The sequence below is a fragment of the Nocardia barduliensis genome (assembly GCF_013315795.1).
In the GTDB taxonomy this organism is placed as follows: Bacteria; Actinomycetota; Actinomycetes; order Mycobacteriales; family Mycobacteriaceae; genus Nocardia; species Nocardia barduliensis.
On the sequence record NZ_JABLTE010000058.1, the window covers coordinates 26549 to 49301 of the forward strand.

The following is a 22753-nucleotide window of genomic DNA, read 5'->3' on the forward strand; positions in this document are numbered from 1 at the left end:
CGCCGGACGCGCGGAGAATTCATCGGTCCCGAGCCCATGCCTCACGCGGTGAGCTGATCCGGGCGGTGCAGCAATACCTGTTCCAGCAGCGAGACCAGCACCTCTTTGACCGAATCACGAGACCTGGCATCGCACTCCAGAACCGGAATCCAGTTCTCCAGCTCCAGCGCCTCACGGACCTCGTCGAGGTCGAAGTGCGCGCTGCCGTCGAAGCGGTTGACCGCTACGACGAAGGGCGTGCCGCGTTCCTCGAAATAGTCCAGCACCGGATAGCAGTCGTCGACACGGCTGGTGTCCACCACGATCACCGCACCGAGCGCGCCGTCGACCAGGTCGTCCCACAGGAAGACGAAGCGGTCCTGGCCCGGCGTGCCGAACAGGTACAGGATCAGCGAACTGTCCAGGGTGATGCGGCCGAAGTCGAGGGCGACGGTGGTCTGTGTCTTGTCCGCACGGTGTGCGAGGTCGTCCACGCCGACGGCCATCTCGGTCATCGCCGCCTCGGTCACCAGCGGCTCGATTTCGGAGATGGCTCCGATGAACGTCGTCTTCCCGACGCCGAACCCGCCGCTGATCACGATTTTCACCGAGGACGGCATGGTCGGCGTTCGCATGTCAGAGTGCCCGGACAAGGTCCCTGATCCTCTCGATGGCAGCGGCGGTGAGCTGGTCGGCGGCGCGCACGGTCACGTGTCCGGTCGCGGCCAGGTCGCTGACGACGACCTTGGCCACCCCGATCGGAACCCGCAGCGCGGCGCCGATTTCGGCGATGGAGTGCGGCTGCTGGCACAGCCGGACCAGGGTGAGCTGCTCGAAGCGCAGCGGTGCGGACAGCGCGGCGGGCTCGGCCCGCACCAACGTCTCGATGCGCAACCCGTCCAGCAGTGGCGTGGTGCGTCCGGCGGTGACCACGAAGGGCCGCACGAATCGATCGTCGGCGGCGGATTCGCGTCTCATCGCCGCAGCGTCTCGCGCAGTTCGGCGATGAGCGCGGGATCCAGCAGCGCGCCCGCACGCTCGGCGAGCACCGCCATCTCGTACCCGACCAGGCCGACGTCACAACCGCTGTCGGCGATCACGCCCAGGCAGCTGCCGTCGCCCAGGGCGGAGACGAGCAGGAAGCCGCGCTTCATCTCGATCATGATCAGCTTCAGACCGTCGAAGGAGTAACTGCGCGAGGCGCTTCTGGCGAGCCCGACCAGCCCGGACACCATGGCGGCGAGCCGGTCGGCGGAGATGCGGTCCAGGCCGTCGGACATGGCGATGAGCAGGCCGTCCGAGGAGACCGCGACCGCCTCGCGGACACCGTCGGTCTCGCGGACGAAGTTGGCCAGCATCCAATTGAAGGTGTGCGGGTCGGCGCTCGATATGTGGGTGGTCACCGGATCTCCTCTGCCATGGTCGCGGCGGGCTGGAATTCGTGCGCCGCATCGGCGGCGCGGACGAGGTCGTCCCGCGGGGCGGCGGCGTGCCTTCCGGGCGCGCCACGCTGATAGCCCGAGCGGAAGGCGGACAGCATGCCGCGGATCTCCTCGGGTGAGCGCTCGACCGCGGGTGCGGGCTCCGATCGGGGCATCGCACTGGGCCGTGCGCCCGTAGCGGCTGCGCGAGCTTTCTTGTTGCGTTTGACCAAGCCGTTCTTGGTGTGCCGCGTCACGGGTCCGGAATCGGCTGCCGGACTGCGCGACTCGAGGGCGGCGACGCTCGGCGCGGCCGCCGGTTCCGTCAGCGTGGCGACGACCGGGGTGTAGGCCGACGACCCGGCGTCCGCCCAGGATCGAGCCGGTGCCCGAGCCACGGTCGATTCGACGGCAGACGGACGTGGCCTCGGCGGACTCGAACCGATCGGCAGCGCGGCGGCGCGTGGCGCGGGCTCGCCCGGGTCGTCGCGCTGTAGCTGCCCGGTGTCGAGCATGCCCGACGGCAGCGTCAGGCGCGCGACGATGCCGCTCACCGGTGAGACGCTCAGCTCGACGCCGATGCCGAGCCGCTCGGCGAGCCTGCCGACGACGTAGTGGCCTAGATGGCGGGTCGGCGCGACGACGAAATCCTGTTCGCCGCGCAGTCGTGCGTTGGCCTGGGCCAAGTGGTCGGCGGGCATGCCGACTCCGTGGTCGACCACCGCGAGCAGATATCCGTTCGGCCCGGCGCGCCCGTAGATCTCGACCTCGAGATCCGGTGGGGAAAAAGCGAGTCCGTTCTCGATCAGCTCCGCGAGCATGTGGGCCAGCTCGCTGGCCGCCGCGCCCGTGACGAGCACCTCGTCCATCCGGCGCAGCACCACCCTGCGGTAGTCGTCCACCTCGGACAGGCCCGCGCGGATCACGTCGCTGAGCGGGATCGGTTCGGCCCAGCGGCGCGGACTCGCCTCGCCCACCAGCACGAGCAGGCTCTCGGCGTTGCGGCGCATCCGGGTGGCGAGATGGTCGAGTTCGAACAGGTTCGACAGCGCCTTGGGATCGAGTTCCTCCCGCTCGAATTCGCTGATCAGGCCGAGCTGGCGGCGCACGAGGTTCTGGCTGCGGCGGGCCAGGCTGACCATCGACTCGGTGGTGTTGCGGCGCACCAGCGCCTGCTCCGACGCGAGGTCGAACGCGGTGGACTGCACCCGATCCAGAGCTCGTGCCACGGCGGCGATCTCGACGCTCGCGCCCGCCGGTGTCCGCACCGGAGCGGGCGGGTCCGGCGGGCGGGTGTCGTCGCCGGTGCGCCAGGCCGCGATCACGTCGGGCAGCCGCCGGCTCGATACGTCGTCGGCGTCCGCGGCCAGCATGGCCAGCGGCCGGACGATCGCGCGCACCGCGGAGACGACCAGCGCCACTTCCACCGCGATCGCCGCCAGCGCGGCGAGTACGAACGCGCCGAGGACCAAGGCGGCGTTGCGGCGCAACACCTCCGCGCGCGAGCCGATGTCGGCGCCGACCGCCTGCTGCACGGTGCGCTGCTCATCGATGACCCCGGTCATCCTGGCCCACCAAGTGATCGGGTCGACCGGACGCACCAGCGGCCCGGCGCTGGAGGCGATCGCGATGTTCTCCGACTCCGCGGCCCGGACCGCGCTCTCGCTGTCCAGCACGGCGTCCAACCGCGCCTGCTGGGCCGCGGTGGCGTCGCGGGCGAACGCGGCAAGACCGGCCAGCTTGGCCGCTCGGATGTCGAGGAACTGCACGTACTCGCCCGGCTCGAAACCGCCGGCGGCGAAGACGCCGTTGAGGAAGCCGCGTTCGCGCGCCGTCTGTTCCTTGGCTTCGCCCAGCGCGTACAACGCTTGCAGCCCGTGCCGGACCGCCGGATCGGCGGCCTGGTCGAGACCGAGGGACAGGTGGTTCAGCGCGTCGATGGCGTCGGTGTAGTACTGGAAGGCTGCCTGCCGTGCCGTTCGCCGCTCATCGATCCGGGCACGGGTCGCGTCCAGGTCGGTCAGCGGCCGGGCGGCCGCGCGCACCCGGTCCGCGCCGGGCGGGTTCTCCGCCATCGCACCCCGCAACTCGCGCAGCGCGCGGTCGACCGCGCCGCGCTGGTCGGCCACGGGCTGGAGCAATCGCCCGTCACCGCCGAGCATGCCGTTGGTCAGGCCGCGCTCGCGCTGCGCCTCGTGCACCAAGTCCTGCACCGCCAGCGCCAGCGATACCGCAGTCGCCGTGTCCCGGCTCCCGCGGTACGCGTCGACCTCCCGCGCGACCATCGCGCCCAGCAGCGCGAGCACCAGAACCAAGGAGACGACGAGGATTCGAGCCAACTGTCCGCGAATGGTGCGGGGGCGGACGATTCCGCTGCCCGACCCCTGCCGTTCGCCGGGCGCGGACAACCGTGTGCCGCCGGATAATTCCGGTCGTCGACGTGACCGCACCACCTCTGCTCCTCCGATCGGCCGCCGTGACCGCTGCACGGCGAGGACACGGAAATCAGGGGCAAACTTTCACAGGGCCTTCCCGGTGTCAACGCGAAATTCAGACAAACCGGACACTGTGCGCACTTCTAAACACACTGGCAACCAGGGGTTACCGGGCGCGACGAATCCGGCCTCCGCTCGGGTGCGGGTAGACGCCGAATCACGCTGCCTATTACCCGCGTTCGCCCGCCGCGAAACCCCTCGGCGCGACTCTGATACAGTCCGGCGCGACACACCGGAGGCAAGAGGGCGGGATGGCGCACCGAATCACGTTGGTTCCCTTGGCAATAGCACTGGTACTCGGACTCGCCGCCTGCGGCGACGAGTCCAGCGGGTCACCGGCGACGACCACCACGCAGGCCGCCGCGGGCACCTCCGCCGCGCTGTTCGATCCCTGCACCGGCATCCCCGACAACGCGCTGACCAGCGCCGGACTCGATCCGGCGAGCAAGCAGGTCGGCGTCGGCGGCGTCAAGCAGCCCGGCTGGGAGATTTGCGGATGGAAGGGCGCCGACTTCACCCTCGGGGTGTTCTCCAACGGCTCGTCCGTCGCCGAGTTCGAGCGCAAGCCCGGCAACGTCGATTTCCAGGACATTACGATCGCCGGCCGCCCCGGACGCCAGTTCCGCGTCGACGACGCCGCCAAGGACCAGATGTGCGACGTACTGTTCCCCGCCCGCCAGGGACTACTGCAACTGACGCTGGTCAACAAGACCGCGGGCCAGAACCCTTGCGACCGCCTGACAACCGTCGGCGAAGCGATCGTCCCCGCACTCCCGAAGTAGCGCGGCGCCCGCCCACGAGGGCACGAACCCCCCGCCCGCGTCCGGGGGCACAGCCGAGCGCCGGCGGACGGTCACGCCTCCGCGAAGGAGCAAGCGCCGAAGCTTCGCGCCCCCGCCACACCACGGAAAACTCCAGGCGACAAGCTCACGCCCACGCCACCGCACCAACCCCCGATTCCGAGCGAAGCAAAACCGAACTCCCACCGTCCACAGCCCAGCTCACCTCGGAATAACGACCGCCCGAATCACTGAAACCAGCCCACGCCCGGCACTACAACCGCGTGCACAATGCCCTAGCCTCGACAACCAGCGCACCCCAACCACGACTTTCGAGCGAAGCCAGACCGAGCATCCGCCGTCCACAGCCCAGCTCACCTCGAAATAACGACCGCTCGAACCACTGAAACCATCCCACGCCCAGCACTACAACCGCGTGCACAATGCCCTAACCTCGACAACCAGCGCACCCAGCTCACCCCAACCACGACTTTCGAGCGAAGCGAGACCGAGCATTGCCCGTTCGCGGCCCGGCTCGCGTTTGCGCGGCCGCCGCGCAAGCGACGAAGGAGCAAGCGGCGGCCGCGCAAACGCGAGCCACAAAGGGGCCGCGAACCCGCCGCGACGAAGTCGCGGCAAATCAAACACAGCCCAGTATGGCGAGTACCTCGTCGGAGGTGTAGAACGGCGCAAGGCGTTCGCGGATCAGCCCGGCCAGCACGCCTTCTCGTTTCGCGCCCTCGATGACCGCCGGTCCGTAGCGCAGGATCTCCCTGGCGATGTCGTCACCGGTGAGCCCGAGTTCGGGCAGCATGGCGGCCAGGGTGTAATCGCCGTACTTGGTGAAGAACACCTCGACGCACTCGTCCACGAGCAGGCCGAAGTATTCCTTCTCGCGGGTGGTGACGGCGATTTCGTAGCACAGCAGCACCAGCTCGTTGAGGTCCTTCTGGGTGAGGTACTGGCGCAGGCCGCTGACCGGTTCGTCGGCGTGCAGATCCCAGAACTCCATCGCGGCGTCGTGCACCGGCGCGTCGCGCAGCATCTCGCGGATGGCGTTGTTGGTGCGTTTGAGCGCGAACAGCGCGCCTTTGCCCGCCAGATCGCCGACGAAGGTGCTGTCGGCGGCGACTTTCTTGGCACGGTTGGCCGCGGACTGCCCCAGCGACATCAGGGAGGAGACGCCAGGGATCTTCTCGGCGCGCTCCCGGTTGGCCTGCATGAAGTCGTTGATCAGCTTGTCCACGAACTTCGAGGCGACGGTCGCCACCAGCGGGCTCTCGGTGAGCCGGTCCAGGATGCGCTCCTGCGCCTGGTGCATGCCGAAGATCTTCTCCAGCAGCGCCTCGACCGGTTCGCGCTCGACCACCTCGCCGAGCCGGTAGTCGTGGTTGGCGGCGATGTGGTCGTAGATGGAATCGGCGAACACCCCGACCATGTCGGCGATCACGGGGCTGCCGCCGATCAGCTCGACGATGGTCCGGACGGTCTGCTTGGCCTGTTCGATCTCGACGACGTCCCGGAAGACCAGCGTGTCGGCGACGGCGAGCACCGCTTCGGTGTCGCGGGCGATCACCTCGGCGAAGCGCGCGCCGCTCACCTCCGCGAGCAGGAATTCCACCTGGGCGTCCAGTAGCCGTTCGGCGATTTCACGCGGCTCGCTCATCGAATTCCACCCATCACTTCTCCTCCGGCGCGCCCGGCCGGGATCACGGCTGGTCAGGGTCGGCGTCGTTGTCCCGCAACGATTTCCGGATCCGGTCCAGCCGCTCACGCGCGGCCTTCTCGCGTGCCTGCCATTGTTCGTCCACGCTGCGGCCTGCGGGAGTCTGCCGGTCGAGTTCGCCCATCCCCTGCGCGGTACCGTAGCGCTGCTCGACCTTATCGCGAACTGACTCGAAAGTAGGAACGCCGGAGGCCGAATATCCGCCGCTCGCGACGGGCGGGGGCATACCCGGCGACGGTACCGGTACCGCCGGTACCGCGGAAGTGCCGCCGACCTGGCCGGATGTCTCCGGCGACTGCCCGAGGGGCGCAGGGGCGCCGCCCGGGGTGGTAGGAGTCACACCGGGTGCGGCGACCGCATCACCCGTTTCCAACACGCCTAGCAGCGCCGCGTGCACCGCCGCGAACCCGGGGCGCGCCGCCGTCGCGACCAGCAGCACACCCGCCAGCTCCAGGTCGGACAGGTCGGCCAACCGGCGCGCGATCTCGCTGTCGTCACTCATACCGCCAGGCTACGCAGTTGTTGATCGGCCGCGCCTTCGCGCGGCGTGTTCGCGGCCCCCTGGTGGCTCGCGTTTGCGCGGCCGCCGCTTGCTCCTTCGTCGCTTGCGCGGCGGCCGCGCAAACGCGAGCCGGACCGCGAACGGCGCATGCTCGATCTCGCTGCGCTCGAAAGGCGTAGTCGCGGTGCGCTGGGCGCGTCGATAGGCGAACTCAGGACATAACGCACGGCACTTCGTAAGGCTGGCAGCTTCGCGACGCGGCCTCGTCGCAGCCCTTTGCGGCTTGCGTGACCGCGACTTGCTCCCTCGTCGCGTACCCGGCAGCCACGCAAACGCGAGCCGGACCGCGAACGGCGCATGCTCGATCTCGCTTCGCTCGAACCTGGGGTTGCGGCGCGCGGCCCGGACCGCGGGGTTCGACTACCGCACCCGCGCGCCCGCCCACTCGCGCACGAGGTCGTACCAGGTCGAGCCGCCCACGACGATCAGGTCGTTGTGCCCGGCGCCGGGAAAGACGACGAGCCGTTTCGGCTCCCGCGCCGCGGCGTAGAGCCGTTGCGCGTGCCGCAGCGGCAGCAGTTCGTCCTGGTCGCCGTGCATGATCAGGACCGGGGCGCGCAGGTTGCGAATGCGGCGTTCGTTCGGATAGGCGTTCGGGACCAGCGGCGCGGGCAGGAACGGATACACCGAGCGCGCCGCGTCACGAAGGCCGGTGAAGGTGGACATCAGCATCACACCGGCCGGCGGATGCTGTTGCGCCAGCTCCAGGACGACGCCACCGCCGAGGGACTTGCCCAGGTACAGCACCCGGGCGGGGTCCACACCGGGCTGGGCCAGCAATGCGGCGCGCGCGGCACGGGCATCGAGGTAGGTACCGCGTTCGGAGGGCTTTCCGGTGCTGCGCCCGTACCCGCGGTAGTCGAAGGCCAGCACGTCGAACCCGGCCTCGGTGAGCAACGCGTAGATCGGCACCCGGTCGCCGATGTTGCCCGCGTTGCCGTGCGCGAACAGGACATGCCCGACCGATTCACGTGCGGGAATCCACCAGGCGTGCACGATCTGTCCGTCCGAGGTGGGCAGGGACAGATCGGTGTACTCCATGCCGAGCAGCGCCGGGGTCTGCAGCACGGTCCGCTCCGGCAGGTAGGTCAGCGCGTTGAGAATCGGATGGGCCGGGTGTCGCATGACGGTCAGCCGCGCAGTACCGCACCCACCGCGTCGGCCGCCGCCGCGACGGCCGCGTCGCGCGCCGCGCTGGCCTCGTCCTCGGTGAGGGTCCGGTCGGTGGCACGGAAACGCAGTGCGTAGGTGAGCGACTTGCGGCCCTCACCCGCCTGCGCGCCCTCGTACACGTCGAACAGCGCGATGTCCTCCAGCAGCTCGCCTCCCCCGGTGCGCAGCGCCGCCTGGACGGACGCCGCCGGAATCGTCTTCTCGACGCTCACCGAGACGTCCTGCAGCACCGCGGGGAACGGCGACACCGTGGGCACCGGCCGGGCTTCCCGCAGCGGCAACGCGTCCAGGTCCAGCTCGACGGCGCAGGTGCGCGGCGGCAGACCGGACCGTTCCAGCACGGCGGGGTGCAGCTCACCCGCGTAGCCGACGACGGTTCCATCCACCACCAGCTCCGCGCAACGGCCGGGGTGCCAGGGCAGCTGGGCCGCCGGGCGGCGCTCGATGGTCACGCCCGCCGCGTCGGCGACCGCGTCGGCGAGCGCGAACGCGTCGGCGGCCTCGACCGGACGGCCCGCCCCCCACGGCCCGCGTGGCTCGCGGCGTCCGGTCAGGACGGCGGCCACGTGCACCGGCTGGTGGGGCAGCGAATCGAGCAATTCGGCGATCTCGTCGGCGGTGGGACGCCGGTCCACCGGGAGCGGCTCGACCGCCCTGGTGTTCGCCCCGGGCAGCACCACCTGCGCGATGCCGTAGAGGGCGAGATCGCGCGCGCCCCGCGAGATGTTGCGAGCGGCCACCTCGAACAGGCCGGGCAGCAGCGTGGTGGCCAGTTCGGCGCGCTCCACGTCGAGCGGATTCAGCACCTTCGTGGTGGCACGGCGCGGATCGTCGGCATCCAGCCCCCAGGTGTCGAACACCCCGGCGGGCAGGAACACCGGCGGCGGAACCTCGACGGCGCCCGCGAACGCCAGCGCGCGGCTGACGGCGCGGCGGCGGCGCTGGGCCGGCGTGAGCCCCCGCCCGGCCGGTGCGGCGGGCAGCACGGAGGGAATCTGCTCCAAGCCCTCCAGCCGCAGCACCTCTTCCACCAGGTCGGCGGGCTGAGCCAGGTCGGGCCGCCAGCTCGGCGGAGTCACCACCAGCTGTCCGTGCCCGGCGTCGCTGACGCCGACCTCGACGGTGCAACCGATCTGGGCCAGGCGGCGCGCCGAAGTGCCCGTCGGGTAGACGACGCCGGCGACGCGATCGGCCAAGTCGATGTCCATGCGGATGGGCTCGGGGGCGGGGACCGGGATCCGGACGTCGGTGAGCACCGGTTCCACGGTGCCCCCGGCGATGTCGGCGAGCAGGGTGGCCGCCCGATCGAGCGCGGCGACGTTGATCTCAGGATCGACGACCCGCTCGTACCGCTTGCCCGCTTCCGAGACCAGCTTGTGCCTGCGCGCGGTCCGGTAGACCAGCAGCGGATTCCAGGTGGCCGCCTCCAGGAGGATGTCGGTGCTCTGCGCGCCGACCTCGGTGCTCGCCCCGCCCATCACGCCGGCCAGCGAGACGACGCCGGAATCGTCGGCGATCACCACGTCCTCGGGGTCGAGGGTGCGCTCCACGTCGTCCAGGGTGCGCAGCGTCTCCCCCTTGTTCGCCGCGCGGACCACCAAGCCGCCCGACACCTTCGCCGCGTCGAAGGCGTGCAGCGGCTGCCCCAGCTCGAGCATGACGTAATTGGTGACGTCCACCGCGGGCGAGATCGGCCGCACGCCCGACAGCAGCAGCCTGCGCTGCAACCACCAAGGGCTGACCGCCTTCGGATCGACGCCGGTGACCCGGCGCGCCGCGAAACGGGTGCACCTGGAATCCGGCTCGACCCGGATCGACCAGGCCTCTTCCTCGTGCTCGGGCAGGGTCCGCACCGCGGGGTCGGCGTAGTCGAGATCGAAGCCGCACGCCAGTTCGCGGGCCAGACCGCGCACCGAGAAGCAGTAGCCGCGGTCGGGGGTGATGTTCAGCTCGATGACGGTGTCGTCCAGGCCGAGCAGCGCGTTGGCGTCGGTGCCCGGCTCGGCGGTGCCCGGTTCCAGCACCAGGATGCCGGAATGGTCCTTGCCGATACCCAGTTCGGCGACCGAGCAGATCATCCCGTGGGAGACATGGCCGTAGGTCTTGCGGGAGGTGATCTGGAAGCCACCGGGCAGCACGCCGCCGGGCAGCACCACGACCACCAGGTCACCGACCTCGAAATTCCGCGCGCCGCAGATGATCTCCTGCAGTTCGGGCTTGCCGATGTCCACCTTGCAGAAGCGGATCGGCTTCTTGAACTCGGTCAGCTCGGTGATCTCGGCCACCCGGCCGACCACCAGCGGCTCGCCGCCCGCCTCCGCCTGGCCCGCGACCCGCTGGAGCTTGTCGACCTCTTCGACTTCCAGCCCGACCCGGACGAATCCCGCGTCGAGCTCCTCCGGCGTCACCGACCACTCCGGGTTGGTGCGCTGGATGATGTCGGTCAGCCAGGACTGCGCTACTCGCACTTGTCGTTTCGCTCTCTCGATCGAAGGGTGGGATCAGGACCGGATACCGAAGGGCAGCGTGAAGCGCACGTCGCCCTCGACGATGTCGCGCATGTCCGGGATGCCGTTGCGGAACTGCAGCGTCCGCTCCAAGCCCATGCCGAACGCGAACCCGCTGTACACCTCGGGATCGATACCGCTGGCGATCAGGACCTTCGGGTTCACCATGCCGCAGCCGCCCCATTCGACCCAGCCCGCGCCGCCCTTCTTGTCCGGGAACCACACGTCCACCTCGGCGGAGGGCTCGGTGAACGGGAAGTAGTTGGGACGCATGCGGGTGCGGGTGTCCGGCCCGAACAGCGCCCTGGCGAACGCGTCCAGCGTGCCGCGCAGATGCGCCATGGTCAGGCCCCTGTCCACCGCCAAGCCCTCGACCTGGGAGAACACCGGGGTGTGCGTGGCGTCCAGCTCGTCGGTGCGGAAGGTGCGGCCCGGGCAGACCACATAGATCGGCAGGTCGCGTTCCAGCATCGAGCGCACCTGCACCGGGGAGGTGTGCGTGCGCAGCACCTGACGCGAGCCCTCCGGCGCGATGTGGAAGGTGTCCTGCATGGTGCGGGCCGGATGGTCGGGCAGGAAGTTCAGCGCGTCGAAGTTGAAGTGCTCGGTCTCCACCTCGGGACCTTCGGCGACCTCCCAGCCCATCGCGACGAACACGTCCGCGATCTGCTCGGAGATGACCGTGATCGGGTGCCGTGCGCCGACGGCCGCGCGGCGGGCGGGCAGCGTCACGTCGATCGCCTCGGCGACCAGCACGGCGGCATCGCGCTCGGCCAGCAACGTGGCACGGCGGGCCTCGAACGCCTCCGACACCCTGGACCTGGCGACGTTGACCCGCTTGCCCGCGTCGGCTTTCTCCGACTTGGGCAGTGCGCCCAGCGCGCGCTGCGCCAGGGCCAGCGGCGCCTTGCCGCCGAGGTGCTCGGTTTTCGCGACCGCGAGCGCATCCAGGTCGGCGGCAGCGGCGAACGCCTTCTCGGCGGCCGCCGCGGCCGCGGCCAGTGCCTCCTCGGTCAGCGCCGCGTTCTGCTCGCCTGCGTCGATGTCGTCGGCCACGATGCTCCGTCTCTCCCCTGGGGATCGGTTCGCGGGCGCGGCTCATCGCCTGCCCGCACTGCTGCTGGTGAACGGCATAGCGTGCACCGAACGCTATTGCGTCGACTACACACTATTGGATCGACCGCAGGCCTTTCACGTGGATTACCCCCGACACGGCGCAGCGCCGGTGTTGCTCGCTACCCTGCCCGGTCGCATCGGATTGTGCGCCTGATCACTCACGCAAGGCTTCGTCCGGCACGACGAGTGGAACCTGCGGCCGCGCAGCGTACAACGCGCGAATGGTCATCGAGCCCCAGAGCCGGGTACGTCATCGGGTCTTCGGCACGGTCGGTGGTGACGCGCGCGGGACGACTGTGGCGCGCTCGCTGCCCCGGCACGCCGGACCCCAGCCAGACGACGAACCTGTCCGCGCACAGCACGGACAGGGACGCCCGGATCGGACTCAGTAGGCCGCGGTGCCCCGCCGTGGCAGCAGCAGCGACACCAGCGCGCCTACCGCGACTATCGCCGCGCCGACCCACACCGCGGGAACCAGACCGTCGACGAAGCTCTGCGGACCCAGGTAGGAACCGGATCCGGCGAACACCGAGGCCAGCACCGCCACGCCCATCGCGACGCCCACCTCGCGGACGGTGTTGTTGGTGCCCGATGCCATGGCCTGGTCCTCCGGCGCCGCGCTGGCCATCACGATGGTCGACGCGGGCGCGAAGGTCAGCCCCATGCCGACGCCCGCGAGCAGGAACGGCGCGACGTACGCGCCGTAGGCGACGTCCACCGTGGTGATCGCGGCCATCCAGGCCAGCGCCGCGGCCAACAGCACCTGCCCGGTGGTGATCAACGTCCGCGCACCCACCCGATCGACCAGCAGACCCGCGATCGGCGCGACCACCATCGGCGCCATGGTCCACGGCATGGTGCGCACGCCCGATTCCAGCGGGCTGTAACCCTGCACCACCTGGAAGTACTGCGCGAGCAGGAAGATCGAGCCGAATACGCCGACCGAGAAGGCGAAGCCGACCACATTGCTCACGCTGAACGCCCGGGAGCGGAACAACCGCAGCGGCAGCATCGGCTCGGGCACGCGCAGTTCCCAGCCGACCAGCCCGGCCAGCAGCACCGCGCCACCGAGCAGCGCGGACACCACGCTCGGTGACGTCCAGCCGTCGTCCGCGCCGTCGATGACGCCCCACACGATCGCGAGCACGCCGCCCGCCGACAGCAGCAACCCGACCGGATCGAGACGGCGGCCGCGACCGCGTGATTCCGCCAGCACCCGCGCGGCGAACGGCAGCACGACCAGCCCGACGGGCACGTTCAGCCAGAAGATCCACTGCCAGCTCAGCCCGTCCACCACCGCGCCACCGACCAGCGGGCCGAGCGCGACGCCGAGTCCGGCGATACCGCCCCAGATGCCGATGGCCGCGTTGCGCATCCGTTCCGGGACGGCGGCGGACAGCAGGGTCAGCGACAGCGGCATCACGGCGGCCGCGCCGAAGCCCTGTACCGCCCGTGCCGCGATCAGCATGCCGGGTCCGGTCGCCAGCGCACAGGCCGCGGACGCCAGCGTGAACAGGGCGATGCCGAGCAGGAAGATCCGGCGCCTGCCGAGCCGGTCACCGATGGCGGACGCGGTGAGCAGCAGCGAGGCGAACGACAGCGTGTAGGCGTTGACGAACCATTGCAGGTCCGCCAGCGAAGCGCCCAGCTCGGTGCGGATTACCGGCAGCGCGTTCGTCACCACGAGGTTGTCCAGCGTGACCATGAACATCGGGATGCCGACCGCGGTGAGTACGGCGGCGAGCCTGCGCCCGCCGAGCGTGGCCACCGGCGCGACAGCGGGCGCCGCGGCGGGTGGGAGGGTCTCGGTCATGTCCAATCCTTGTTGTAATCGACTGATAACTACTGCCGAAAACGGTATGCATCGACTGATAACATGTCAAGGCACACGCGGAACCAGCGGAAACGGAGCACGATGGCGACCAGGACCAGGATGACGGCCGAAGAACGAGGCGAGCAGGTACTGCGCGCGGCGGTGTCCGCGTTCGCCGAATCCGGCTACGCCGCCACCCGGACCGACGAGATCGCCCGGCGCGCGGGCGTGTCACAGCCGTACGTGATCCGGCTGTTCGGCACCAAGCAGAACCTGTTCCGCGCGGCCCTGCACCGCGTGTGCGACCGGATCGAGGAGATCTTCCGCGCCGCCCGCACCCAAGCGCCGCCCGATGCGGGCCCCGAGGACGCCCTGGCCGCTCTCGCCAACGGCTACTCGGTCTTCCTGGCCGAACGAGAACTGCTCCAACTGCTGCTGCACGGCTTCGCAGCCAGCGCGGACCCGGCGATCGGCGACCAAGTCAGGACCCGCTTCGGCGTGATCTACGAGCTGATTCGAGACCTCACCGGAGCACCGGAAACAGAGACCCGGCGCTTCCTGTCCACCGGAATGCTGCTCACCGTGATGAGCGCGATGCGGGTAGCCGGACCGGACGCGGTCCCAGCGGCCTGGGCAGAGGGAATCTTGCGGAATCTCAGCGCACACGGCGACTGACGATCCCGCCTCACCGCCCGCGTGGAAGCGCCACACAGCGCCGCGTTGCGCGACCACCGCGCAAGCGACGAAGGAGCAAGCAACGATCACGCAACGCGAGCCACAAAGAGGGCCACGAACACGCGGCATCACAGACCGCCAGCCCCCACGAACAGCCGTGCGCTAAGTCCCGACCTCGACTACCAACGCCCCCAGTGCACCCCAACCACGACTTTCGAGCGAAGCGAGACCGAACATCCGCCGTTCGCGAGCCACAAAGGGGCCGCAAACACCCAGCGCCGAAGGCGCTGCCAATCAAACACAGCCCGCGAACACACCACATCACAGACCGCCAGCCCCCACGAACAGCCGTGCGCTAAGTCCCGACCTCCACTACCAACGCCCCCAGCGCACCCCAACCACGACTTTCGAGCGAAGCGAGACCGAGCATGCGCCGTTCGCGGCCCGGCTCGCGTTTGCGCGGCCGCCGCGCAAGCGACGAAGGAGCAAGCGGCGGCCGCGCAAACGCGAGCCACCAGGGGGCCGCGAACCCGCCGCGCCGCAGGCGCGGCCAATCAAACACAGCCCGCAGCGCCGTAAGCGCGGCAGAAACTACACAGCCCAGCGCACGCGGGAGTTTGCGTAGAGGCAGATCGCGGCGGCTGTGGCCAGATTGAGGCTTTCGGCGCGTCCGTGAATGGGGATGCGGATGCGATGGTCGGCGCGCTGTGCGACAGCGGGGTCCAAGCCGTGTGCCTCGTTGCCGAACAGCCAGGCGACGGGGGCGGTGAACAGTGGGTCGGCGTCGTCGAGGTCGACTTCGCCGTTGGCTGCCGTCGCCAGGATCGTGATGCCCGCCGCGGCGATCGCGTCCAGCGTCTCGCCGACGTCGCGGTGCCGTGCGATCGGCACGTGGAAGATGCTGCCCGCGCTGGCCCGCACGCATTTGCCGTTGTGCGGATCGACGGTGTCACCCGCGAGCACCACGCCGTCGGCGCCCACGGCATCGGCCACCCGCACGAGCGTTCCCGCGTTGCCCGGCTCGGCCATCTCGACGGGAACGGCCAGCATCCGAGGCTGCGCGTCGAGGACACCGGCCATGGGCACGTCGAGCAGATCGCAGACCGCGACCAATCCGGGCGCGGTGACGGTGTCCGCGAGGTGCTGTGCCGCGCGATCACTCACCAGCGTGGTGCGCACCCCGGTGGCGGCGGCTCCCGCGATCAGCGCGTGGTCGCGCTCGGCGGCTGCCTTCGAGTAGAACAGCTCGTGGACGCGCCCGGTTTCCAGCGCCGCCGCGACGGCGTTCGCGCCTTCGGCGAGAAACCGTCCCGCTTTGCGACGCTGCGCGCCGCGCTGCAGCTTCACAGCGGAAACGACCCGCGGATTGCGCTCGCTGAGCGCTTCCACGGGTCGTTCCGAAAGTTGTCCGTGTGCCAACGGAGGCGACTCAGGCAGCCGGCGCGTTGACATCCTGCGGCAGGGCGGCCTTGGCGATCGCGACGAGACCGGCGAACGCCTCGGCGTCCGACACCGCGAGCTCGGCGAGGATCTTGCGGTCCACCTCCACACCCGCGGCCTTCAGGCCCTGGATGAAGCGGTTGTAGGTGATGTCGTTGATGCGCGCGGCGGCGTTGATGCGCGCGATCCACAGCTTGCGGAAGTCACCCTTGCGCGCCCGGCGGTCCCGGTAGGCGTAGGTGAGCGAGTGCAGCTGCTGTTCCTTGGCCTTGCGGTACAGCCGCGAGCGCTGGCCGCGGTAGCCCTTGGAGGCCTCAAGGATGGAACGGCGCTTCTTCTGAGCGTTGACGGCCCTTTTGACGCGTGCCACTGGTCAGTCCTGTTCGATCTGGGGCGCGGGGCAGCGCCCGGAAATTGGTCGGGGGTGGCGACGGAGGTACTCCGGTCGCGGGGTGCCGGTCGGTGTGCGCGCGGGCGCGATCAGATACCGAGCAGCTTCTTCACGCGACGGACGTCGGCGGGGGCGACGACTTCCACACCGTCCAGACGGCGAGTCCGGCGGGTGGGCTTGTGCTCGAACAGGTGGCGACGGTTCGCCTGCTGGCGAAGCAGCTTGCCTTTGCCGGACACCTTGAATCGCTTCGAGGCGCCGCTGTGCGTCTTCATCTTCGGCATGGATTCCTCTATCTGTCGTCCCGGCGGTCCGAAAGGACCGCCGGCGTTCTGATCGGTGTTACTGCGGGCCGGCCGTCTCGGCCTGCTCCGCGGCGGGCTGACCGGCCGGGGCGGCGCTGGGCGCCGGACGCGGGGCCGACTCCTGCTGTGCCTTCACCCGGGTCTTCGCGCCCTTGTGCGGGGCGAGGACCATGGTCATGTTGCGACCGTCCTGCTTGGCCGAGGTTTCCACGAAGCCGAGCTCGGCGACGTCGGACGCCAGCCGCTGCAGCAGCCGGAAGCCGAGTTCGGGCCGGGACTGCTCGCGTCCGCGGAACATGATCGTCACCTTGACCTTGGACCCGGCCTCGAGGAAGCGAACGACGTTGCGCTTCTTGGTCTCGTAGTCGTGGTCGTCGATCTTCGGGCGGAGCTTCTGCTCCTTGATCACCGTCTGCTGCTGGTTCTTCCGAGACTCGCGCGCCTTCTGCGCCGTCTCGTACTTGAACTTGCCGTAGTCCATGATCTTGCAGACCGGCGGACGGGCATCGGGTGCCACCTCGACCAGATCGAGGTCGGCTTCGAGGGCGACGCGTAGTGCATCTTCAACACGCACGATCCCAACCTGCTCGCCGCCAGGCCCGATGAGCCGGACTTCGGGAACACGGATGCGATCGTTGATGCGGGTCTCAGTGCTGATGGGGCCTCCTAGGTCAAGCGGTGTCGTCGGACGACCGCGCGCAATAACTGCAACCCCTGTTCAACACGAAGGCCCCGGTGCGGTATTCCGCGCACGGGGCCCGATGTCGACCGATCGCCGACCACGAGCGAACTCGGATCGACTCTCGTGCGCGGGTTCTCCAGGAGAACTCGGCACGAGAAACCCGCCCTCGCGGGGCGGGTGACCGGACCGCTGGACCGTACGATGACTCGTCGGCAGCGGTGGGAGTCGGGCTCCACTTATCAGCCCCGAGGCAAGCCCGGGGCGGTCGTCAGCGGAAAGTCTAACATTCCGTTCGGCTATCGCCGAATCGGGTCGAAAATGCCTTGCCCGGCCGCCTGTCGCGTGCCACGCTCCCCCGGTGCGCCCACCACGCCGTGACCTGCTCCGATGGCAATTCGACCTGACCTGGTCGCTGGCCGGGATCCATCTCGAAGCGCTGACGCCGGAGGATTTCCTCTGGGAACCCGCCGAGCTCACTTGGACGGTACGCCCCGACACCGACGGCGTGTGGCGGCCGGACTGGGCCGACACCGAACCCGATCCCGTGCCCGTTCCGACGATCGGGTGGCTCACCTGGCACATCGGCTGGTGGTGGGGCGCGGCGATCGACCACGCCGAGGGGCTCGCCCCGCCCGCGCGGGAGGACGTGCACTGGCCCGGTGACGGCGTCGCGGCCATCGCCTGCCTGCGCGATCTGCACGCCGAATGGGTGCGCGTACTGGACGGGCTCGCCGAGTCCGACTTGGACCGCCCTTCCGCCTACCCGTGGCCCGCCGACGCCGGGCTCACCATCGCGCATCTGGCGGGCTGGGTGAACGCGGAGCTGATGAAGAACGTCACCGAGATCGGCCACCTCAGGATGCTGCGCGCGGCGTCGCTAGCCTGAAGACATGACCGACGACCTCGACGCCTCCGTTCGCGAACTGGCCGACATCCCCGCGGTGGAGGTGATCAGCCGCGCCGCCGTCATGCTGATGAGTTCGGCGGCGGAGAAGCTCGGCCTGGCCGACGAGAACCCGGACGCCAGCCCGCGGCGCGATCTGGACGAGGCGCGGCGCGTGATCACCGCGCTGGCCGGTTTGGTCACGGCCTCGGTGGAGTACCTGGGCCCGCACGCCGGACCGATCCGCGAGGGGTTGCAGTCGCTGCAGCGCGCGTTCCGTGAGTCCTCCGCGCATCCCGACGAACCGGGCAAGGGCCCGGGTGAGAAATACACCGGCCCCGTCTACTGAATTCGAGGTCCGGCGCGGGTCCCGCGGACGGCACGCTCGCTCCTCGGCCGTGCGCGCCGGTACCGCGTCCCGACGGACGCCGGCGAGTATGCGCCGACCGACGACGACACCGACGCCGGGTAGATCACCAGCGCGCCCTACCTCAGTTCCTCCGGAAATTCGACTCACGGCCGGAAATTGTGAGCGAAATACCCATGGGGACAACGATGTTTAGGAAATATCCCAACGGGTAGGGCACAGTGAGCCCATGGCTACACGGATTCTTCTCACTCCGGGATTCTGGCTCGGCGCATGGGCGTGGGACGAAGTCGCGCTCGATCTGCGGCAGCGGGGCAACGAAGTGCTGGCGCTCACGCTGCCCGGTCTGGACGCCGCCGACCCCGATCGGTTGTCGGCCACCCTGGAATCCCAGGCCGAGGCGATCATCGACGCGGTGCCCGCGGGCGAGAACGTCGTGCTCGTCGCGCACTCCGGTGGCGCGGCGCCCGCCTATCTCGCCATCGACCGCGCGCCCGACCTGTTCCGCCGGGCGATCTACGTCGACAGCGCACCGCTGCCGAACGGTTTCGTCATCAACTCCGCGCTGGACGCCGCCGCGCGCGAGTGGGTCCTGCCGGAATGGTCCGACCTGGAGGCCGAGGGCAGCAGTCTGGCGGGCTTGGACGACACCGCGTTGGCGCGTTTCCGGGAGCGCGCGGTATCGGAGCCGGCGTCCGTCGCGGGCGCACCGCTGCGGTTGAGCGATTCGGCCGCGCGCCTGGCGGTGCCCACCACCGTGATCTGCAGCAGCATGACCGTCGAACTGGTCGAGAAGCTGCGCGACAACGGCGAAGCGCCGATCTTCGCCGAGCTGGCCCGCATCGACGCCGAATACGTCGACCTGCCCACGGGGCACTGGCCCATGTGGTCCAAGCCCAAGGAACTGGCCGAGCTGATCCACGCCATCGCCAACCGCTGACGGCAGCGGCGCGGCCCGTGCGAGCAGGGCCGCGCCGGGCGATGGTCAACCGACCGATGCCGTCTTCTTCGCCACCCGCTTGGTCGCCTTCGCCGCCGTCTTCTTCGCCGGAGCCTTCTTCGCGGCGCTCTGCGGCGCGGGCCGCGCGTCCAGCACCTCCTTCAGGAACTGGCCGGTGTAGCTGTCCGCGACGGCCGCGACCTCCTCCGGCGTGCCCTCGGCGACGACGGTGCCGCCGCCGGAGCCGCCCTCCGGGCCCATATCGATCACCCAGTCGGAGGTCTTGATGACGTCCAGGTTGTGTTCGATGACGATCACCGTGTTGCCCTTGTCCACCAAGCCGTTGATGACGTTGAGCAGCTTGCGGATGTCCTCGAAGTGCAGACCGGTGGTCGGCTCGTCGAGGATGTACACGGTGCGGCCGGTGGACCGCTTCTGCAGCTCGGCGGCCAGCTTCACGCGCTGCGCCTCACCACCGGAGAGCGTGGGAGCGCTCTGACCGAGGCGCACGTAGCCGAGGCCGACGTCCACCAGCGTCTTGAGGTAGCGGTGGATCGAGGTGACCGGTTCGAAGAACTCGGCGGCCTCCTCGATGGACATGTCCAGCACCTCGGCGATGGTCTTGCCCTTGTAGTGCACCTCGAGGGTTTCCCGGTTGTAGCGCGCGCCGTGACAGACCTCGCACGGGACGTACACGTCCGGCAGGAAGTTCATCTCGATCTTGAGCGTGCCGTCACCGGAGCAGGCTTCGCATCGCCCGCCCTTGACGTTGAACGAGAACCGGCCCGGCTGGTATCCGCGCACCTTCGCCTCGGTGGTGGCCGCGAACAGGGTGCGGATCTTGTCGAACACGCCGGTGTAGGTGGCCGGGTTGGACCGTGGGGTGCGGCCGATCGGCGACTGGTCCACCTGCACCAGCTTGTCCAGGTGATCGAGCCCGTTGACCCGGGTGTGCCTGCCCGGCACCTGCCGCGCGCCGTTGAGCCGGTTCGCCAGCACCGTCGCCAGGATGTCGTTCACCAGCGTCGACTTGCCCGAACCGGAGACACCGGTCACCGCGGTGAGCACGCCGAGGGGGAACGCGACGTCGATGCCCTTCAGGTTGTGCTCGCTCGCCCCCACGACGGTGAGCTGCCGCTTCTTGCCGACCGGGCGGCGCACCAGCGGCACCTCGATCCGCTCCCGGCCCGACAGGTACGCACCGGTCAGCGAGTTCGGGTCGGTGAGCAGTTCCTGGTAGGGCCCGCTGTGCACCACGGTGCCGCCGTGCTCGCCTGCGAACGGGCCGATGTCGACCACCCAGTCCGAGGCGCGGATGGTGTCCTCGTCGTGCTCGACCACGATCAGCGTGTTGCCGAGATTGCGCAGCCGCGTGAGCGTCTCGATGAGCCTGCGATTGTCCCGCTGGTGCAGGCCGATGGACGGCTCGTCGAGCACGTACAGCACGCCGACCAGGCCGGAGCCGATCTGTGTCGCGAGCCGGATCCGCTGCGCCTCACCACCGGAGAGCGTGGCCGCCGCGCGCGAGAGCGTGAGGTACTCCAGGCCGACGTCGAGCAGGAAGCCCAGCCGCGCCTGCACCTCCTTGAGCACCTGCCCGGCGATCGCCGCCTCGCGCTCCCCGAGGGTGAGCGAGTTCAGGAACGCCGAGCACTCGCCGATGGACAAGTCGCTGACGTCGGCGATGGACTTCTTGTCGCCGTTCGCGGCGATGGTGACGGCGAGGATCTCCGGGCGCAGCCGAGCGCCGTTGCACACCGGGCACGGGATGTCGCGCATGTACCCGTCGTAGTGCTCTTTCATCTGCTCGGACTCGGTGCTCTCCATGCGCCGCTGCAGGAACGGCATCACGCCCTCGAAGTCCGCGTAGTACGAGCGCTTGCGCCCGTAGCGGTTGGTGTAGGACACGTGCACCTGGTCGGCGCTGCCCTCCAGCACCGCCTTGCGCGCCTTCGGCGGCAGATCCTGCCACGGGGTGTCCATGGAGAAGCCGATGGAATCGGCGAGGCCGGACAGCAGCCGGGTGAAGTACTCCGCGGTCTGGCCACGCGACCACGGCGCGATGGCGCCTTCGTTCAGGCTCAGCGCCGGGTCGGGCACCACCAGTTCCGGGTCGACCTCCTTGCGGATGCCGAGGCCGGTGCAGTCCGGGCAGGCGCCGTAGGGCGAGTTGAACGAGAACGAGCGCGGCTCCAGGTCCTCGATGTCAAGCGGATGACCGTTCGGGCAGGCGAGGCGCTCGGAGAAGCGGCGCTCCCGGTCGTGGGCGTGCTCGTCGCGGTCGACGAAGTCGAGCACCACGATGCCGTCGGCCAGGCGCAGCGCGGTCTCGATCGAATCGGTCAGGCGCTGCTTGGAATTCGGCTTCACCGCCAGCCGGTCGACCACGACCTCGACGTCGTGCTTCTCCTGCTTCTTCAGCTTCGGCGGATCGGTGAGCGGGTACACCACGCCGTCGACCCGCACACGGGAGTAGCCCTGGGTGTTCAGCTGGTCGAACAGGTCGACGAACTCGCCCTTGCGGGTGCGCACCACCGGAGCGAGCACCTGGAAGCGGATGCCCTCCTCCATGGCCAGCACCTGGTCGACGATCTGCTGCGGCGTCTGCTTGGCGATCAGCCCGCCGCACACGGGGCAGTGCGGCGTGCCCGCCCGCGCGTAGAGCAGTCGCAGGTAGTCGTAGACCTCCGTGATGGTGCCCACGGTCGAGCGCGGATTGCGGTTGGTCGACTTCTGGTCGATGGACACCGCGGGCGAGAGACCTTCGATGAAGTCGACGTCCGGCTTGTCCATCTGCCCGAGGAACTGCCGCGCGTACGCCGACAGCGACTCGACGTAGCGCCGCTGCCCTTCCGCGAAGATGGTGTCGAAGGCCAGGCTCGACTTGCCGGAGCCGGACAGACCGGTGAACACGATGAGGCTGTCGCGGGGCAGGTCGAGATCGACACCCTTGAGGTTGTGTTCCCGAGCTCCGCGCACAGTGAGGCGTTCCGCCACAGGTCGTCCCTTCTCCTTCGTGTTCGGCGTCCAGACATACCCCCGGCCGCCATGCTAGGCATGAGCACCGACAAGTTTCACGGACCGCCTGTCACCTGGACGAACGCGGGAACCCGGCGGCCGGACGTCACGGATCGAGCCGGGAAACGGGTCGGGACGCCTCCGTAGCATCGCCCTCCCGGCATCCCTGGTCAACAGCGGAACGGACCTCGTCATTCCCCCTTCGCCGGCCCGCCGCCGCTGCGCCGCGCCCTTTCGGCCGGGCGCGATGACTGGGGCAACGCCGAACTCGGCCATGGAAGGAAGGCGATCGTCCGCGGGCCGCCCGAGGGCAGGGTGCTCGAGGTCACGCGGTTCGTGTGCGGACGAACCCGGCGAGGACAGCGACCGCGGTCACGCGCCGGTCGAACGACTTCGCCGCGTGCGCACCGACTGCCGACTAGACTGAGCCCGCTGTGCCCATCCCACCGGCCTCCCCACCTCCTTTATGACGGACGTCACC

At 69.6% G+C, this 22753-nt stretch carries 20 protein-coding genes; 5 read left to right on the forward strand and 15 right to left on the reverse strand.

The genetic code is table 11. The features are described from left to right. Positions 1–41: 41 nt before the first annotated feature. Genes HOV91_RS23460 through HOV91_RS23475 form a run of 4 tightly spaced genes read right to left on the reverse strand, consistent with a single transcriptional unit; the run spans position 42 to position 3853 of the window. Positions 42–599, reverse strand: a complete 558-nt coding sequence (locus HOV91_RS23460) for a GTP-binding protein (protein WP_174187573.1) — start codon at positions 597–599, stop codon at positions 42–44. A gap of 16 nt (positions 600–615) precedes the next feature. Beyond that, a complete protein-coding gene (locus tag HOV91_RS23465; RefSeq protein WP_174187557.1) occupies positions 616–957 on the reverse strand; it encodes a DUF742 domain-containing protein in 342 nt (113 codons plus the stop codon). Then, complete coding sequence (locus tag HOV91_RS23470) at positions 954–1382, reverse strand: roadblock/LC7 domain-containing protein (protein ID WP_233063360.1); 429 nt, start codon at positions 1380–1382, stop codon at positions 954–956. Before HOV91_RS23470 ends, HOV91_RS23465 begins: the two co-directional genes overlap by 4 nt. Continuing rightward, complete coding sequence (locus HOV91_RS23475; RefSeq protein WP_312884742.1) at positions 1379–3853, reverse strand: sensor histidine kinase; 2475 nt, start codon at positions 3851–3853, stop codon at positions 1379–1381. The genes HOV91_RS23470 and HOV91_RS23475 overlap by 4 nt, the downstream gene beginning before the upstream one ends. Before the next feature lie 320 nt (positions 3854–4173). Between HOV91_RS23475 and HOV91_RS23480 the strand changes: the two genes are divergently transcribed. Further along, entirely contained in the window at positions 4174–4677 is a 504-nt protein-coding gene (locus tag HOV91_RS23480; RefSeq protein WP_174187558.1) for a DUF3558 domain-containing protein, read from the forward strand. A 637-nt stretch (positions 4678–5314) separates the two neighbouring features. Here the strand turns inward: HOV91_RS23480 and HOV91_RS23485 are convergent. From HOV91_RS23485 to HOV91_RS23510, 6 genes are all read right to left on the reverse strand, one after another. Beyond that, positions 5315–6340, reverse strand: a complete 1026-nt coding sequence (locus tag HOV91_RS23485; RefSeq protein ID WP_174187559.1) for a hypothetical protein — start codon at positions 6338–6340, stop codon at positions 5315–5317. Positions 6341–6383: 43 nt separating this feature from the next. Then, positions 6384–6902, reverse strand: coding sequence for a PspA/IM30 family protein (locus tag HOV91_RS23490; RefSeq protein WP_174187560.1), 519 nt, complete (start codon positions 6900–6902; stop codon positions 6384–6386). A gap of 420 nt (positions 6903–7322) precedes the next feature. Further along, complete coding sequence (locus tag HOV91_RS23495; RefSeq protein ID WP_174187561.1) at positions 7323–8087, reverse strand: alpha/beta hydrolase; 765 nt, start codon at positions 8085–8087, stop codon at positions 7323–7325. 5 nt (positions 8088–8092) lie between these two features. Further along, a complete protein-coding gene (gene pheT / locus HOV91_RS23500; RefSeq protein ID WP_174187562.1) occupies positions 8093–10603 on the reverse strand; it encodes a phenylalanine--tRNA ligase subunit beta in 2511 nt (836 codons plus the stop codon). Between the two features lie 33 nt (positions 10604–10636). Further along, positions 10637–11698, reverse strand: coding sequence for a phenylalanine--tRNA ligase subunit alpha (gene pheS / locus HOV91_RS23505; protein WP_174187563.1), 1062 nt, complete (start codon positions 11696–11698; stop codon positions 10637–10639). Positions 11699–12143: 445 nt separating this feature from the next. After that, a complete protein-coding gene (locus HOV91_RS23510; protein WP_174187564.1) occupies positions 12144–13571 on the reverse strand; it encodes an MFS transporter in 1428 nt (475 codons plus the stop codon). 102 nt (positions 13572–13673) lie between these two features. On the opposite strand from HOV91_RS23510, the gene HOV91_RS23515 reads away from it, so the two are divergent. Further along, positions 13674–14246 (forward strand): TetR/AcrR family transcriptional regulator, encoded by a 573-nt coding sequence (locus tag HOV91_RS23515; protein ID WP_246350618.1) that lies wholly within the window; start codon positions 13674–13676, stop codon positions 14244–14246. Between the two features lie 591 nt (positions 14247–14837). Here HOV91_RS23515 and HOV91_RS23520 read toward each other — a convergent pair. From HOV91_RS23520 to infC, 4 genes are all read right to left on the reverse strand, one after another. Then, complete coding sequence (locus tag HOV91_RS23520; RefSeq protein ID WP_174187565.1) at positions 14838–15635, reverse strand: TrmH family RNA methyltransferase; 798 nt, start codon at positions 15633–15635, stop codon at positions 14838–14840. Positions 15636–15675: 40 nt separating this feature from the next. Next, positions 15676–16056 carry a 50S ribosomal protein L20 gene (gene rplT, locus HOV91_RS23525; protein ID WP_043723410.1) on the reverse strand — a complete coding sequence of 127 codons (381 nt, stop codon included), beginning with the start codon at positions 16054–16056 and terminating at the stop codon, positions 15676–15678. 110 nt (positions 16057–16166) lie between these two features. Next, complete coding sequence (gene rpmI, locus HOV91_RS23530) at positions 16167–16361, reverse strand: 50S ribosomal protein L35 (protein WP_043689645.1); 195 nt, start codon at positions 16359–16361, stop codon at positions 16167–16169. A gap of 58 nt (positions 16362–16419) precedes the next feature. Then, positions 16420–17085: a translation initiation factor IF-3 gene (gene infC / locus HOV91_RS23535; protein WP_083863358.1), complete on the reverse strand. Its 666-nt coding sequence runs from the start codon at positions 17083–17085 to the stop codon at positions 16420–16422. A 337-nt stretch (positions 17086–17422) separates the two neighbouring features. Here infC and HOV91_RS23540 point away from each other — a divergent pair, with 337 nt between their 5' ends. From HOV91_RS23540 to HOV91_RS23550, 3 genes are all read left to right on the forward strand, one after another. Next, on the forward strand, positions 17423–17950 hold the full coding sequence (locus HOV91_RS23540; protein WP_174187566.1) for a DinB family protein: 528 nt from the start codon (positions 17423–17425) through the stop codon (positions 17948–17950). 4 nt (positions 17951–17954) lie between these two features. Then, entirely contained in the window at positions 17955–18296 is a 342-nt protein-coding gene (locus HOV91_RS23545; protein WP_174187567.1) for a DUF1844 domain-containing protein, read from the forward strand. Between the two features lie 247 nt (positions 18297–18543). After that, positions 18544–19254 (forward strand): alpha/beta fold hydrolase, encoded by a 711-nt coding sequence (locus tag HOV91_RS23550; protein WP_174187568.1) that lies wholly within the window; start codon positions 18544–18546, stop codon positions 19252–19254. A gap of 45 nt (positions 19255–19299) precedes the next feature. Here the strand turns inward: HOV91_RS23550 and uvrA are convergent, their stop codons facing one another. Continuing rightward, entirely contained in the window at positions 19300–22251 is a 2952-nt protein-coding gene (gene uvrA, locus HOV91_RS23555; protein WP_174187569.1) for an excinuclease ABC subunit UvrA, read from the reverse strand. Positions 22252–22753: the final 502 nt, after the last annotated feature.